Source organism: Aquitalea sp. ASV11 (genome assembly GCF_016429185.1).
Classification (GTDB): domain Bacteria; phylum Pseudomonadota; class Gammaproteobacteria; order Burkholderiales; family Chromobacteriaceae; genus Aquitalea; species Aquitalea pelogenes.
Map to the genome: position 1 here is coordinate 1 of NZ_JAELUD010000171.1, position 432 is coordinate 432.

Below are 432 nucleotides of genomic sequence, written 5' to 3' on the forward strand. Positions count from 1 at the left end.
CCCCGGAAGGTGGCCGCTACGGTTGGCTGCCGGAAGCAGGCGCTACCGTGGTTAGGTGGAGGCGGAGGAGGCCTTTTGGAGGGCGGATTGGTAGGACTCGGGGACGGAGTCTTCGGGGCAGCCGAGGCGCTGGATGAAGGCGGAGAGCTTGGGCCATTCGGCGCGTTCGAGGGCGAGGAGGACTTCGTAGAGATCGCGGTAGCGATTTTCGCCTCCGCAGAGGGCGGATTTGATTTCGGCGTCGATGGGCAAGGAGTGGAGGACGTCGCGCATGGGCTTATCGAGGAGCGCGTCGGAAACGGAGAGCAGGCCCATGAGGAAGAGGTCGGAACTTTTTTCGCGGAAGCCGGCGGGGGCGGAAAAGTCCTCGCAGAAATAGGCGCGAGTGAGGGCGGTGCGGATGAGTTCGGGTGGTTTGCCGCTGCTCATGGC

The 432-nt window shown here is 64.4% G+C and carries 1 protein-coding gene; it reads right to left on the bottom strand.

What is annotated here, in order from left to right; genetic code table 11:
- Positions 1 to 51 precede the first annotated feature (51 nt).
- Positions 52 to 432: hypothetical protein (locus JHD62_RS21520; RefSeq protein WP_370541110.1), on the bottom strand; the 381-nt coding region annotated here is incomplete at its 5' end.